This window comes from Terriglobus sp. ADX1 (genome assembly GCF_036877645.1).
In the GTDB taxonomy this organism is placed as follows: Bacteria; Acidobacteriota; Terriglobia; order Terriglobales; family Acidobacteriaceae; genus Terriglobus.
The window spans coordinates 234,940-250,348 of sequence record NZ_JAEDXV010000002.1 but is presented as its reverse complement, the minus strand read 5'-3'; the positions used below and the strand labels follow the sequence as shown (position 1 = coordinate 250,348).

Annotated in this window: 11 protein-coding genes and 1 pseudogene; 9 read left to right on the top strand and 3 right to left on the bottom strand. The window is 58.9% G+C overall.

The genetic code is table 11. The annotated features are described in order from the left end of the window. The first annotated feature begins 44 nt into the window (after positions 1-44). Positions 45-1,034 carry a porphobilinogen synthase gene (gene hemB / locus JAO32_RS02830; RefSeq protein ID WP_334237274.1) on the top strand — a complete coding sequence of 330 codons (990 nt, stop codon included), beginning with the start codon at positions 45-47 and terminating at the stop codon, positions 1,032-1,034. Positions 1,035-1,220: 186 nt separating this feature from the next. Next, on the top strand, positions 1,221-3,710 hold the full coding sequence (locus JAO32_RS02825) for a putative bifunctional diguanylate cyclase/phosphodiesterase (protein ID WP_334237272.1): 2,490 nt from the start codon (positions 1,221-1,223) through the stop codon (positions 3,708-3,710). Between the two features lie 19 nt (positions 3,711-3,729). On the opposite strand, the gene JAO32_RS02820 is transcribed toward JAO32_RS02825, so the two are convergent. Further along, complete coding sequence (locus tag JAO32_RS02820; RefSeq protein WP_334237270.1) at positions 3,730-5,409, bottom strand: hypothetical protein; 1,680 nt, start codon at positions 5,407-5,409, stop codon at positions 3,730-3,732. A gap of 103 nt (positions 5,410-5,512) precedes the next feature. On the opposite strand from JAO32_RS02820, the gene JAO32_RS02815 reads away from it, so the two are divergent. Then, a complete protein-coding gene (locus JAO32_RS02815; protein ID WP_334237268.1) occupies positions 5,513-5,881 on the top strand; it encodes a hypothetical protein in 369 nt (122 codons plus the stop codon). Between the two features lie 65 nt (positions 5,882-5,946). On the opposite strand, the gene JAO32_RS02810 is transcribed toward JAO32_RS02815, so the two are convergent. Together JAO32_RS02810 and JAO32_RS02805 are read right to left on the bottom strand one after the other, a co-directional pair. Further along, the gene (locus tag JAO32_RS02810) at positions 5,947-6,846 is read right to left on the bottom strand and encodes a TIM barrel protein (RefSeq protein WP_334237267.1); all 900 of its coding nucleotides are present in this window, start codon (positions 6,844-6,846) and stop codon (positions 5,947-5,949) included. A gap of 31 nt (positions 6,847-6,877) precedes the next feature. Further along, positions 6,878-7,714 (bottom strand): TIM barrel protein, encoded by an 837-nt coding sequence (locus tag JAO32_RS02805; RefSeq protein ID WP_334237265.1) that lies wholly within the window; start codon positions 7,712-7,714, stop codon positions 6,878-6,880. Positions 7,715-7,843: 129 nt separating this feature from the next. On the opposite strand from JAO32_RS02805, the gene JAO32_RS02800 reads away from it, so the two are divergent. From JAO32_RS02800 to JAO32_RS02775, 6 genes and pseudogenes are all read left to right on the top strand, one after another. Next, positions 7,844-8,599, top strand: a complete 756-nt coding sequence (locus JAO32_RS02800; RefSeq protein ID WP_334237264.1) for a c-type cytochrome — start codon at positions 7,844-7,846, stop codon at positions 8,597-8,599. Next, positions 8,596-9,593, top strand: a pseudogene (locus tag JAO32_RS02795) (outer membrane protein assembly factor BamB family protein); the annotation flags it as partial. The gene JAO32_RS02800 and the pseudogene JAO32_RS02795, both read left to right, overlap by 4 nt. Positions 9,594-9,758: 165 nt before the next feature. Beyond that, positions 9,759-10,208, top strand: a complete 450-nt coding sequence (locus JAO32_RS19995; RefSeq protein ID WP_443082569.1) for an outer membrane protein assembly factor BamB family protein — start codon at positions 9,759-9,761, stop codon at positions 10,206-10,208. Between the two features lie 534 nt (positions 10,209-10,742). Continuing rightward, the gene (locus tag JAO32_RS02785) at positions 10,743-12,041 is read left to right on the top strand and encodes an enolase C-terminal domain-like protein (protein WP_334237258.1); all 1,299 of its coding nucleotides are present in this window, start codon (positions 10,743-10,745) and stop codon (positions 12,039-12,041) included. A 170-nt stretch (positions 12,042-12,211) separates the two neighbouring features. Beyond that, the gene (locus JAO32_RS02780) at positions 12,212-14,440 is read left to right on the top strand and encodes a penicillin acylase family protein (RefSeq protein ID WP_334237256.1); all 2,229 of its coding nucleotides are present in this window, start codon (positions 12,212-12,214) and stop codon (positions 14,438-14,440) included. A gap of 78 nt (positions 14,441-14,518) precedes the next feature. Next, positions 14,519-15,388 carry a universal stress protein gene (locus JAO32_RS02775; RefSeq protein WP_334237254.1) on the top strand — a complete coding sequence of 290 codons (870 nt, stop codon included), beginning with the start codon at positions 14,519-14,521 and terminating at the stop codon, positions 15,386-15,388. Positions 15,389-15,409 lie beyond the last annotated feature (21 nt).

Here is a 15,409-nt window from a genome sequence, read left to right as displayed (position 1 = left end):
CTTCGTTTTCTATAGCGTCTGTACGAAAACGTACAATATTAAGCATGCAGTTTCCCGTGACCCGCATGCGCCGCCTGCGCCGCACCGAAGCGATGCGTTCGCTGACGCGCGAGACCTTCCTGCAGCCTTCGCAGTTCATCTCTCCGCTGTTTATCTGTCCCGGCGAAGGCGTACGGAAGCCGATCAGCAGCATGCCGGGTGTTTTCAATCTGTCCGTCGACGAAGCCCTGAAGGAAGCCGCGGAATGCGCCAGCCTGGGCATCGGCGGTCTGCTCCTGTTTGGCCTCCCTGAAAGCAAGGACCTGGAAGGCAGTGGCGCCTATGCGGACGACGGCATTGTGCAACGCGCGTTGCGTGCCCTGAAGGCCGACTCCGCGTTGCAATCACTCGTGATGATCGCCGACACCTGCCTCTGCGAATACACCAGCCACGGCCACTGCGGCCCGCTGACCGGCGAAGGAAACGACTGCACCGTGGACAACGACGCCACGCTGCCGCTGCTGGCGAAGACTGCCGTCTCGCAGGCCCGCGCCGGTGCTGACATCATTGCACCCAGCGACATGATGGACGGCCGCGTCTCCGCCATCCGCGATGCGCTCGACGAAGCCGGATTCGCAGAAACGCCCATCATGAGCTACGCCGCAAAATTTGCCTCGGCGTTTTACGGCCCCTTCCGCGAAGCCGCCGATTCCACACCGCAGATGGGCGACCGCCGCGGTTATCAGATGGCCGGCGGCAACGTGCGTGAAGCGATGCGCGAGATTGAGCTCGACGTGGCCGAAGGCGCAGACATGCTGCTGGCTAAACCTGCAGGCCCTTACCTCGATGTGATCCGTGCCACACGCGAACGCTTTGACCTGCCTTTGGGCGCGTATCAGGTCAGCGGCGAATACAGTATGTTGCACGCCGCGTTTGAGCGTGGCTGGCTGGAGAAAGAGCGCGCCATGATGGAAAGCCTGCTCGCAATCCGCAGAGCCGGTGCGGACTTCATAGTCACCTATTTTGCAAAAGAAGCATCTCAGCGATTGCGTTGAAAAGAAAGTAAAAGATCGCGATAGATACCCCGGATGTGGGATGGGAATGCGTTAATTTCGAGCCGTACGCTGAGAGCCGGATATATTTCAGGTTGGTTACACCACGCGAAATCCCACATCGTTCCCGAACGCGGTACAAAGGATGAACAGGCTTCTCACGCATACGTGAGAGAGGGGATGTAGTAAGTGCGAGGCAATCTTTTTGATCTGCTGCTGCTGCCCGTCCTCGTCATCTTCTTTGGCGTACTACAGGCCAGTCGGCCGCAGAGGCGTTTCCGGTTATGGCTCGCCGGCTGGATCTCTATCCTGGCCAGCTTTCTTATTTGGCTTCCGCAAAGCCATCAGCTAGTCGCTAGTCCGCTGCTGGAATCCCTGCGCCTCATACTTCTGTTCGTCGGCGGCCTTCTGTTTGTCTTTTCTTTCGCAGCAGATGGCATCTCTCCTCGCGCTCTGAGCCTGAAGCTGGCCATGATCACGCTGCCCCCGGCGATTGTGGCGGTTGGCACGACCTACGGCTTTCAGCAGCCCGGTTACATCTTTGCCTGCATCGTGGCAGGCGAAGCGATCGCTATCTATATCGCGTGGTGCGTCCTCGGTAGAAAATCGCCTGCATTTCCCTGGATTCTGCTGCTGTGTATTGCTGGAATCGCAGTCAAAACAGTATTGCTGGCCGCTGGCAATATCAGCGCTATTTTGGCCGCCATTCTCGTCCAGATATTCCTTGCCTGCGTCATTCTTCTGCTGGCCAGCCCGCTGCGCAAACACATTGGTGCATGGATCTGCGCTCTGGGCTTTCTGGGATGGGCCACCATGTATGTGGTCTACGAGTTCATCGACATACATCCGGAGTGGGTGCACTCTCTGAACCAGATCTGGAATCTTCCCAAATACATTGCAGGCATCGGAATGATCCTGCTGGTGCTCGAACTCGACACCTCAAAGATCAAGGTGCTCAGCGAAGAGTACCGTCTGCTGTACGAGAGCAATCCGCAGCCCATGTGGATTTACGATCCTGCCACTGCAAAATTTCTTTCAGTGAACGACGCTGCGGTGCAGGTGTATGGCTATCCACGCGAAGAGTTCCTCGATATGACCCTGTACGACATCATGCCGGAAGAGGAGAAGCTCCGCCTCCGCAGCATGATGAATATTCCACTGCAGGATGGACGGCAGTTCTGGCGACATCAACGCAGAGATGGAACTATCTTTGACGTCGACCTTTCCGGGCATGACGTGGTGTTTCAGGGCCGCAAGGCGCGCTTCATCATGGCCATGGACATCACCGAGCAGGAACGTACGAACCGCGAGCTGGTCTATCGCGCACAGCACGATCCCCTCACCGGACTTGCGAACCGCATGCTGTTGGAAGATCGCGCACAACAAGCGATTGCGCGTTCCGCACGCGACGGCAACAAGGTAGCGCTACTTACGCTGGACATCGATCGCTTCAAACAGATCAACGACACCTATGGCCACCTGGTGGGCGACGAATGCCTGAAGGAAATTGCGGGACGCCTGCAATCGCGCGTGCGCGATGCAGACACGCTGGCCCGCACCGGCGGTGAAGAGTTCACCGTCATGGTGGGTGGCCTGCCTTCAGCACGCGGCGCACAGGGCGCGGCAAACGCACTATTGAGCTCCCTCACAAAGCCACTAAAGCTCAGCAACAATGAGATCGCCGTCTCCATGAGCATCGGCATTGCTCTATATCCGGACGACGGACTGGATCTGGATACGATTCGCAAGCGTTCTGACAGCGCGCTCTACAAGGCGAAGCGTATGGGCGGCGGCTGCGCCGTGATGGCCAACGAGCAGAACGAAATTGAAACCCACTCCGCCACAGAAGTGGAAGTCGCTCTCCGTCAGGCACTCTCAAGCAATCAGCTTGAGGTCTATTACCAGCCCATCTACAACAACATTGGCAATCTGACGCGTGTAGAAGCTCTGGTGCGCGGCGGGGATGAGTTCCTGCGCAAAATGGGGCCAAGCGTCTTCATTCCTGTTGCGGAAGAAAGCGGCCTGATTCTTCCATTGGGACATTGGGTGCTGAACGAATCCTGCCGCCAGATGGCAGAATGGCGCGCCATGGGCATTCCGGCTTTTGAACTGGCCGTCAACGTATCGGCCCGCCAGCTTGTGCAGCCAAGCTTCGCGGAGAAAGTGCTGCAGACGCTGCAACGGCATCAGCTATCACCCCAGATACTGCATCTGGAGCTGACGGAAACCACGCTGATGAACGACTTCAGCAGCATGATCCACAGCATGAAGCGGCTCGCAGAAGCAGGCGTACTATTCTCCATCGACGACTTCGGTACCGGCTACTCTTCACTCGCACGACTCAGCGAACTGCCTATCTCCGCCGTAAAGATCGATCGTTCCTTTGTATTGAAGCTGACCGATAACGCACCCGCCGTCGGCATCGTTCGCGCCATCGTGCATATGTCGCGCCACCTGAATCTTGAGATTGTGGCCGAAGGCGTTGAAACTGCTGACCACGTCCGCATCCTGCGCGAACTGGGATGCGATCTCTTTCAGGGCTTCTATCTCGGCAAGCCGCTATCACCCGAGGCGCTGGTGGAGAAGGCGCGCCGCGACGCTCTGGCAACGCCCTTCCAGGATTCTCCCGCGACACGCCTCTCCGGCGAACGTCGCGCCGCACAAGCAAAAGCCGAATAGCGTATCTCTCACAAAACCACTACGCCTGAAACGGCGACGCGCCTGTGCTTTCCAACCACGGATAGGTTGTCGCGGCGCCCTTAAGCTTCCAATGAAACGGCGTACGTGAATCCGTCCAGTCCGTTGGCTCTGCCTGCGGCTTCTGTGCGGCCAGTGCAAAGGCTTCTCGAATCGCTGCTTTTGCACGCGCATCGATGCTGCGAGGATCAGGTGACACCAACAAAATGGATCCGCTCGCCGCTACAGCACGCAGCCACGCCTCTGTTTGTTGCCACGGAATGTCCGGCGTAAACGGCACACAGTCAGCATCCGTGCGATAGAAGGTGTGATCCTGCGGCAAACGAAACGCGAGCGTGTTCACGCCCATACGTCGCGTGCGCTCCCAATCGCGACCGCTTGTGTCATCACCCGTACGCGATGCGTCAAAGATGCCCACCGACAGATGGCCTACCGTATTGCAACCAAGAATGATGCGGTCTTCTCCCGCGACCTTGCGAATGTCCATGTACAGTTCGCGGATAATCTCCGCATTCGTACGACTGCGATCGTGGAAGCTCCAGCCTTCGCGTGTTGGCGAAGCGCCAAAGTCTTTACCCCAACCGCCCAGCAACTCATACGTGGTGAAGTCGTGCTTCAGGAAGTCGTAGCCCCAATCGCGCGCCTCTCGCACAACCTTCAGCACCTGCTCACGCGCATCAGGGACAGTAGGGTCATACGCAAGTTCCCGTGATGTCTGCCGCCAATGCTTCGCGGGCAACAACCACTCCGCAGGCGTGCTGCTGTTCGCACGCAGGGGACGAATCCAGATTCCCGGAGCAGCACCCTTCCCGCGAATCTCTTCCGCCAGCCGCGACAGCGATGGGAAACGCGCGGCATCCTGATAGCCGTCGTCAATGATGCAAAAGGGTGTCGGCCCATGTGCAGGAGCCACCTCCCGCATCAACTCCGCATCGCGCAAAATCCCCTGCGGTGTGTTCTTGCCATAGGCGTAATACCAGTCGTTGGAACCGTACAGAACATCCAGCGCATACTTGCCGCGTTTGCCTGGGACGTTGGTTTCTGCGGCCATCTTGCGGCACAAACTCTTCGCCGCATTCCATGGACTTTCCTGCGTTGGAGGAAGAGTCACCACAGACGCCAGGGCAACCACACGGTCGCTCAGCACCACACCGTTGCCGCCATTGCGCACATCCAGCCACAGCGAAATGCCTTCGCTATCCACCTGCCAGAAAGCCAGCGCAGCGCAACCGGTCTTCACGCCCGCGCCTGCCGTCACACCGCCGTGAGAGGCCAGCAGATACCACGGCAACACCCGCTCCGGCTGCAGCGGCAGCCATGCCAGATCGCCATAGGAGCGCTCCCACGCATCGCCCAATACTTTTACTTCTTCCGAAATCGTTCCATGCCAGCGCAGATGAATCCTCTGCACCGGCATCTGCGGCGCATGCAGCGATATGTCCAATGCGTCCGTGCGTTCCGAAACGGCCAGCTCAAGTCCCGCTGTCGTCCAGCGGTCTCCGCTTCTCTGCAAGCTCACAAACCCAGGATCATCTTTCACTTGCACGCGGACCATGTCCGGGCTACGCAGAACATTCTGCAACGGCGCAATCATCTTTGTGGTAGCGGCAGACAAACGCAGGACACCACCTGTAAAAGCAGCAAACGATCCAGCCTGCAGAAAACGACGTCGATTGAACATGGGGAAAATCCTACATGGAAACACATCTTTACCTTCATATGAAAGCTTTTTCTTGTGTTTTTCATTGCGATTTCGCCCAACTGACCTTACCGTGTAGGAACACATGGGAATCCCGCAAAAGCAGGAAGAGATCGGTGTCACAACGGTTGAGCCCAACAACTACCGGCACTTGGTGCAGCCCTACAATGAACGCCCCACGGTAGAGCTGAAACAGGGCGAGGTGGCATGCCCGTTCTGCGGCAATCCTCAGTTCCGACGTTCACGCCTGCGCTTCGTGGATCTGTTTGAAGTGCTGATGCTGCGCTATCCAGTGCGTTGCACTCGCTGCGCCAAGCGTCAGTTCACTGACATCTACATCGCCATGATGTCGTATCCCGCAAAGTTTCACGGTGGCAGCGTTGCGCAAAACAACACCACATGGAAGGCATGGACAGATCGCTCCACAACCTCCCGCGACAAAGACGTCGCATAAGCAAGGCAGCAGGAAATGAAAAGGGCACGGCGTACGCCGTGCCCTTCGTTGCTCTGGAAAGGAACCTACGCCTGCTTCATGGCCGCAATGGCCTCTTCACGCGCCTTGCGCAGCGTGGGTACCCATTCCTTGCCAGCGGACGGTGTAAACTCCATGCAGATGTAGCGGTCATACTTCAACCGCGCCAGTTCTTTATAGATGTTCGTGTAGAACACCTCGCCCGTACCGGGCTCATGGCGTCCCGGGACATCCGCGATGTGAACCAAACCTACCTGATCGATGTTCTTCGTCAGCTTCTCGATCAGGTTTCCGGCCTGCTTTTGCTCGTGGTAGAAGTCGTACAACACCTTCACCTTAGGGCTTCCGACAAGACGCGTAATCTCAAACGCATCGGCCACGCTGGGCACGGCTTCCATCTTGTATTCCAACAAGTCGATCGGCTCCAACACAATCTCGATATCGTCCTTCGCGCATAAATCCGCGGCATACTTCAGCGTGTCCACAATCGCATCGCGGCGCTGCTCCGGCGTCTGGTCCGGAACACGCGTATATGCCGTGTAGATGAACTGGTTGCAGCCCAGCTGCTTCGCGCCCGGAATGGCTTTCTTAATATCCGCTGTCAGCGCATCGCGCTTCGAGTGATCCGACAATGCATTGCGTCCCGGCACCGCAGAATCAATCGTGATGCCGTACTTTTCTTTCGCCGCCAGCGCTGTCTTCCACTCTGCAGGAGTCCACTTTTCGTACTCGTTACCAACTTCCGCGCCGGTGTAACCCGCTTCGGCAACACGCTGCAGGCGGTCCTCAAACGACAGGCTTCTGTCCATCGTCCACAGCATTACAGAGAATTTGTGCCCACCATTCGCGGCAACGGTGTTCGCTGGCTCCGCAAACGCCTTCGTAGAAGGCAGCATGGCTGCAGCTGCAGCACCAAGGGAAAGCTTATGAAAGTCGCGGCGGTTCATCGTATTCTCCGTCAATCGTTATCTGGTTTCGTTATGCCGTTCGTGCAGCCGCCAGCGCTTCCTCGCGTGCCGCCTTCAATTCAGTCGTCGTGTCACTCAGCGGATAGAACTCCATGCAGATGTAACCGCTGTAGTTCAACCGCGCAAGCTCACGGTAGATATTGGCGTAGTTCATCTCGCCTGTGCCGGGATGGTGACGCCCCGGAACATCGGCAATATGCACCGTTGCCGTCAGGTCAATGTTCTTCCGCAGCGTATCAATCACGTTTCCCGTGCCGCGCTGCTCATGGTACAGGTCGTACAACACTTTGATCCGCGGATCGTTCAACGCACGCACCAGCGCAAATCCATCAAACGCCGAGTTGATCGCCAGCTTGGCGTTTTCCAGCACATCAATCGGTTCCAGCAGAATCGTAATCTTCGCATCGCCCAGCGCATCCGCGGCAATCTTCAATCCATCGGAGATCGCAGTCCACTCCTGCTCACGCGTAGCCCCTGCAATGTGCGGCCCGGAGTTAAACGAGAAGTGCGACGTGCCCAACTCCTGCGCCACCGGAATAGCTTCTTTCACCTGCGCGCGCAGCAGGTCGCGCTGCGCGGTATCCGTAAGGTTCACCTTCGCCGGAAAGATCAGATCAAAGTCGATGCCCAGAGCGTGCCGCTTCGCCACAATGTTGCGCATCTCTTCCGGTTTCCAGCTACGCCACTCGTCCACCAGTTCCGCGCCCGTATAGCCAGCGGCGGCCAACGCATCTAACCTCTGCTCTATGGGAATCTTGCGATTCAGGTTCCAGAGCATCGAAGAAAAGCGCCACGACGGCGCTGGCGGCGCGAAATTATCTGCCCACATTGGTTCGCGACGATTCACACTTGGCCTCCCCGCACGGGGAGCAAGTATAAAGGAGAGCACAGGAAATATTGTTTCTTACTGCTGCCTGTGAAATGGAGTGTCCTACCCGGCGTGAAAAACGCATATAGAAAAGCTTTGCAATGGAGCGTGGGACTGCTTCCACTCGGACTCATGCTGACGGCCACAGCGCAGTTCCCACGAACGATCACAGAACCCACCGCCGTGGACCGCGGCGCGAAAATCTGGGCGAAGGACTGCGCGCGTTGCCACGGCGCAGACGCCAAAGGCACAGACACTGCGCCTGACCTGTACCGCAGCACCATGGTTTTGCATGATCGCCGTGAAAACCTCCGCGGTAAGGAGCTTGCGCCGTTCCTGAAGACCTCCGCACCGCATAACTTCAGCTACAACGACAAGGAAGCCAGCGACCTTTCGCAGTTCCTGTCCGCGCAGATCAACAAGATTCTGCGCAGCGGGTATAACGACAAGCCGCAGGGACTAACCTCTGGCGACCTGGAAGCGGGCAAGGCCTACTTCAACGGTCAGGGTGGCTGCAGCAAATGTCATTCCGTCACGGGCGACCTCGCCGATGTGGGCAAGCGCTACAGCCCTGCCACGCTGCAGCAGAAGATCGTCTTCCCGCAGGGTGGCCTGGGCAAGAAAGCTCCCATCGAAGTGACCGTGAAGATGCCCACGGGCAAGACCGTTTCCGGCACGCTCGTCAGCATGGATGACTTCACCGCAACCGTAAAGCATCAGGATGGCAGCATCGAATCCGTGAACATCGTCGCTGGCAGCAAGGTCAGCGTGAAGAATCCTTACGCGGAACACGAAGCCCTCGTCCACCGCCTGACCGACGCGGACATGCACAACCTGACCACCTATCTGGACACACTGCAATGAAGCGCCTCTGCCTGACCAGCCTGCTCCTTGCCTCCGCGTCGCTGCTGCACGCGCAGACGCCCGCCACCACCAAACCCGTGCACGCTGCCGTGAAGACAGCCGTTCCCTCCGGCACCGTTGGCACACTCGACGGCGGCGAATGGACCACCTATAACGGCGACTACTCCGGCCGCCGCTACAGCCCGTTGACCAAGCTCACGCCGCTGAACGTGAAGAACCTGCAACTGGCGTGGACGCATCGCATTACCACCACCACCGGCGGCGGCAAACGCATCAGCGCCACACCGCTCTCCATCAACGGCGTGCTGTACTTCACCGTTCCCAGCCACGCCTGGGCCGTGGATGCGCGCACCGGCAAGCAGCTATGGCAATTTGACTGGCCCAGCAAGGGCGGCGAAACCATCGGCAACCGCGGCGGTGCCGTGAAAGGTGACACCTTCTACTTCGAGACAGAAGACTGCAACCTCGTCGCGCTCGACATCAAGACCGGCAAGGAGAAGTGGCACTCTTCGATTGGCAATCCGGACAAGTTCAACTTCGGCTCCGTCGCCCCGGTCATCGTGGGCAACCATGTGATGGTGGGCATCAGCGGCGACGACTTTGACATTCCCGGCTACATTGAAGCGCACGACGCCACCACCGGCGAGCGCCAGTGGCGCTTCTATACCCATCCCGATCCCGGCACGCCCGAAGCCAAGACATGGCCCAACGACGAAGCCATGACACACGGCGGTGGCATGACGTGGGTAGCCGCACCTACGATCCTGAGCTGAATCTCTACTACTTCGGCACCGGCAACGCGCAGCCCGTCATCGCAGGCAGCAAGCGCCCCGGCGACAACCTCTACACCGGCACCATCTGCGCGCTGAACCCCGACACTGGCAAGCTCGTCTGGTACTTCCAGCCCAACCCGCATGACACCCATGACTGGGACGCGGTGCAGACGCCCATCCTGATCGACGGCATCGTTGACGGCAAGCCGCGCAAGCTGCTCGCGCAGGCCAGCCGCAACGGCTGGTACTTCCTCATCGACCGCACCAACGGCAAAGTGCTGAAGTCCACGCCCTGGTCCTGGCAGAACTGGACCTCCGGTGTGAAGGACAACGGCCAGCCCATCGTCAATCCGGAGAAGGTGGCCCAGCCCAACGGCGTGATCGTGATGCCTGCACAGGGCGGCGCGTCCAACTGGTTCCCGCCCAGCTACAGCCCGAAGACCGGCCTCTTCTACGTACTCGCGTCGGACTCCGCCAGCATTTACTACCTTTTCGACACCAGCGATAAGCCCGAGGGCTGGGCCGGTAACGACCGCTTCGGCATGCAGAAGAACTACCTCCGCGCGCTGGACTACCGCACCGGCAAGATGAAGTGGGAGCATCTCTTCCCCAGCTCCGGCGCACGCTCCGGCATCCTGACCACAGCCACCAACCTGCTCTTCGCAGGCGACACCACATCGAACCTCGTGGCCTTCAACGCTGCCAACGGAGCCATCCTGTGGCACGCAGGCCTTGGCGGCCCCGCCACCAACGGCCCCATCACCTTCGAACTCGATGGGCTGCAATACGTTGTCATCGCCGCAGGCGACACCATGTACAGCTTCGTCCTGCGCTAAACAAAACGACGCCTTCAACACAAAGGGGACGAGCACAAAGCTCGTCCCCTTTGTGCATATCATCCGTTCGTCATAGGCGAAGCTCGTGCGCGCAATGCGCGTCATCTTGAGCGAAACGAAGTGAAGCCGAAGGACCTGCTTTCCTTCACACCACAAAGATCTCAACGGAGTCCGCGAAGAAGATCTCAACAGAGTCTGCGAACTGTTCCCACTGTCATTCTGAGCGAAGCGAAGAATCCCAACGAATCCTCCTGCGCCATTCCCTTCAAAGCTTCCAGCCACAAATCCGGCTTTCCCCAGGTTCGCGAAGCTGACCTGAGTATCACGAACGAAGTTCATCATAGGCGCAGCTCGTACGCGCAAAGCGCGTCATCCTGAGCGAAACGAAGTGAAGTCGAAGGACCTGCATTTGTCTCGCGTCTCTACGATTCATCGGGAAACCACTTGATTTAGTTCGCATCGCGAATGATATGCTTCGCTCGCTAAGACCGAACCACCTACCGTCGCAGCGAAATTCCCGCGGAGCCGCCATCCATGCCTGTCCTCTTAAACCGTCGCAACTTCCTGTCAGCCGCCGCGGCGATTTCCTCTTCCCCATGGAGCAACGCGGCCGCAGCCATGCAGGCGGACCGCCCCACCGGCATCGCTCCGCTGAAGATTGAAGCGGTTGACCTGCTCGAACTCCACGGCCAATACCAGCAGCAGGCAGGCATCAACAAACAGGCACAGGTCAATCCCGAAGACATCTACGAAACCCTGCGCCCGCCGGTTTACAGCGACCATCCCGGCGGCGAAACCACCGTGAAGTACGAAGCGATCTACCTGCGCATCCGCGCCACCGGCGGCCTGGAAGGCCTCTACGGCCCCATCGAAAAAGAGCCGGCAATGGTGGTTCAGGAGCGCTTGCGCCCGTTCCTCATCGGCAAGGACGCACTCGCGGGTGAAGTCCTGTGGGATCAGCTCTACCGCAGCGACCGCCACAGCCGCGACGGCTATTACATGATGGCCATCTCCGCCGCGGATAACACGCTGTGGGACCTGCGCGGCAAAGTCTACGGCGTGCCCGTCTACCGTCTGCTCGGCGGCCCTTCGCGCGACAAGCTCGAAATGTACGTCAGCGCACTCGGCAGTTCACTCGAACTCGACAAGGTCCGCACACGCGCACTCGAGCTTCAGAAGCAGGGCTTCCGCTATCAGAAGTGGTTCATCGCCTACGGCCACGGCTCAGGCCCGGAAGGCATGCGCAAGAACGTGGAACTGGTGAAGACGCTCCGCGAAACACTCGGTGAAGACACCGAACTCATGTTCGATACCTACAGCGGATGGGACCAGACCTACGCACTCGAATGGGCGCACCGCGTCGAACCCTACCGTGTGCGCTGGATGGAAGAGGTCACGCACCCGGAAAAGATCGGCAGCTTCGCAGAGATCCATCGCAGCACCACCATCCCCATCGCAGCAGGCGAACACTTCTACGGCCGCTGGGAAGTGCAACGCTATCTCAAAGAGAACGCGCTATCCGTCGTACAGGCGGACCCCGAATGGTGCGGTGGCATCACCGAACTCATCAAGATCGGCACCGTCTGCTCGCTCTATGATGTGCCCTGCATCCCGCACGGCCACAGCCTCCGTGCCGCGGCCCACACCATCTTCAGTCAAAGCCCCATGACCTTCCCGCTGGGCGAATACCTCGCCATCAAGATGCAGCACTACTATCACTTCGAGAAGAACCCCATGACGGTAGAGAACGCGCACATCGCTCTTCCCACCGGCCCCGGCTTCAACGTACAGCTCGACCCAACAAAGATCCTTACGCAACGCACACTCGGCTGATCGGCATAATCACGAACAAACCAGCGAAGCTCAAACGCGCAAAGTTCGTCATCCTGAGCGCAACGAAGTGAAGCCGAAGGACCTGCATTCTTCTGTGCCCTCTGCAATGCATCCGTAGGCAAGACAAGCCCGGTGCTAAAGTCATAGCACCGCTAAACCAGAGGTCCGTCGTGAAGCGTCTCGTCCTTGCCGTCTTTGCCCTCACTGCCTCACTCGCTATCGCGCAAAAAGGCGCCGTCGACTACCGCCTCCCCGAACAGCAGCGATGGACCGCACACGCGCACGCCATCACCATCACGCGCGATACCTGGGGCATTGCGCACGTCAAAGGCAAGACAGATGCCGACGCTGTATTCGGCATGGTCTACACGCAATGCGAAGACGACTTCAATCGCGTCGAGACGAACTACCTCGTGTCACTCGGTCGCGTAAGCGAGGCCGACGGCGAATCGAAACTCTGGCAGGACCTGCGTCAACAACTCTTCATTGACCCCGTCGTTCTCAAGCGCGACTTCAACGAAAGCCTCGACTGGCTGAAAGCACTGATGGAAGCATGGGCCGACGGCGCAAACTACTACCTTGCAAAACACCCCAACGTAAAGCCGCGCGCGCTGACTCACTTCGAACCATGGATGGCGCTCAGCTTTACGGAAGGCTCCATCGGCGGCGACATTGAACGCGTCAACCTGAAGTCACTTGAAGACTTCTACGGCGCTCCTTCCGCAAGCAAGCAGGGCCGCCTCGACACGCACAATGCTGTCGTTGCACAACTCGCGCAGGTGAATCGCGATGTGGAACCCGGCGGCTCCAACGGCGCAGCCATCGCCCCATCCAACACCGCGAACCACCACGCGCTATTGCTCATCAATCCGCACACATCGTTCTTCTTTCGCAGCGAACTACAGATGCAAAGCGAAGAAGGCCTCAACGCTTACGGCGCGGTCACATGGGGACAGATCTTCATCTACCAGGGCTTCAACGATCGCGCCGGATGGATGCACACCTCATCGAACGTCGACGCTGTCGACGAATTCAAAAACACCATCGTAAAGATTGGCGATAACGTCATCGGCTACAAGTACGGCGCAGAGACCAAGCCTTTCACACGCCGCAGCATCACGCTGAAATACAAAGCTGCAGACGGCTCCATGAAGTCGCGCACCTTTGAAGGCATCGCCGATCATCGCGGCCCCGTCGTGCGCAAGGACGGCGATCAATGGGTGTCCGTCGAACTGATGAACATCCCCGTCAAAGCGCTGGAACAGAGCTTCCTTCGCACCAAGGCACGCACCTACGGCGAATACAAGAAGACGATGGAGTTGATGGCAAACTCCTCCAACAACACCATCTTCGCCAGTGCCGACGGCGACATCGCCTACTGGCACGGCAACTTCATCCCCGAACGCGACACACGCTTTGACTACACCAAGCCCGTCGACGGCACGAATCCCGCGACCGACTGGCAGGGTCTCACCGCACTCGACCAGATCCCACAACTTCGCAATCCGCACAGCGGCTGGCTGGAAAACGTGAATAACGCGCCCTGGAGCGGCTCAGGCGAAAGCTCGCTGAAGAAGAAGGACTATCCACCCTACGTGGAACAAGGCACGGAAACCGCGCGCGGCGTCCACATGGTTAAGGTTCTTAACGATCGCAAAGACTTCACGCTGGACTCTCTGCTCACCACCGCATTCGACCCGTATCTTCCCTACTTCGCAAAAACCGTCCCCGCATTGCTAAGCGCCTACGACGCCCTCCCACAGAACGATCCGCAACGCACCAAGCTCGCACCGCAGATTGAAGTGCTGCGTAAGTGGGATGACAAGTGGGCAGCCGACTCCGTCGCCACAACACTCGCCGTCTACTGGGGCGAAGCCAGCGGCACACCTGTAGCTCTGGCATCGCGCCGCGCTGGCATGCTGTGGGAGGACTACGTCGTCGCCAACGTGCCACCCGCCGACCTGCTCGCCGGTCTGCAAAAAGCCACAGACAAACTCACCGAAGACTTCGGCACATGGCAGAAGCCGTGGGGCGAAGTAAACCGCTACCAACGCCTCGACGACAGCATCGTGCCACACTTTGACGACGCGCAACCCAGCATCGCCATTCCCTTCACCGCATCCACATGGGGATCGCTCGCCGCCTTCGCAGCGCGCAGCTATCCCAACACCAAAAAGCGGTACGGCACCAGCGGCAACAGCTTCGTAGCCGTCGTCGAATTTGGCCCGGACCGCGTTCGCGCACGCGCTGTCACCTGTGGCGGCGAAAGCGGCCACCCCGATTCCAAGCACTTCAACGACCAGCAGGAGCGTTACGGCAGCGGCGACTTCCGCGAAGTCATGTTCTACCCCGACCAGCTACGAGGCCACGTGGAACGCACGTATCACCCTGGCGAATAAAGTCGCGTCCATCGTGACGGTTATCACTGTATTGCTGGTCTCCCGGATGTGTAATCGCAGTGTTGGAGGAGGTAAAGCATGCCCGTCATTGGCGAACGCTACCGCATCAATCTGGAACGCATCATGGTGACCACGGATTTTTCTCCCGCGGCCGACCTCGCCGTAAAGTACGCCGCTGCACTGGCTCGCCGCTTCGACTCGACTCTGGAGCTGGTGAATGTACTTGACCTCGGCACCAACGGCGCGGACATCGGCGGCGGAGCCGTGCCCCTCGACCGCATAGCACACGGCAACGCAGAGGAATTACGACGCGAGGCACGAGAACTGGAAGGCATCCGCACAGAAGAGGCTATGTTGACCTCCTTCTCCGTCGTCGATGCGATCCTGATCCACACGAACGAAACCAAGCCGCAACTCATCGTGATGGCCACCGCCTCCAGGCACGGCCTGGGCAAGCTGGTACTGGGTTCCACCGCCGAGCAGATCTTCCGCCGCGCCACCGTGCCCGTCCTTACCGTAGGGCCCAACGCGAAGGAGCCAGAGAGCACCGGATTCCACTTCCGCAACATCGTCTACGCCGCCAGCCACAGCGAAGAGTCCCGCAAGGCCGCCACCTTCGCCTACGCCTTCGCACAGGACAGTGGCGCGCACGTCTACGTCTGCCACGTGATCCCGGAAGGCGAACAGCTTAACGAAAATTCGGAAGAGCAGGCGAAACACGCGCTGGAAAGGCTCGTGCCCCCGGGCGTCACCGATTGGTGCACACCCGAGTGTGTCATCCAATACGGCAATGCTTCGGAAGCCGTCCTGGCCGTCGCAGAACGCGTAAACGCAGACCTTATCGTCCTCGGCCCTCGGGAAAACTCCTTTGCTTTGAGATACCTGAAGACAGGCATGACACCTAAGGTCCTCGCCGCAGCTACTTGCCCGGTCATGACGGTCCGCTAAAAGTCCGGCAAAACCGCCCAA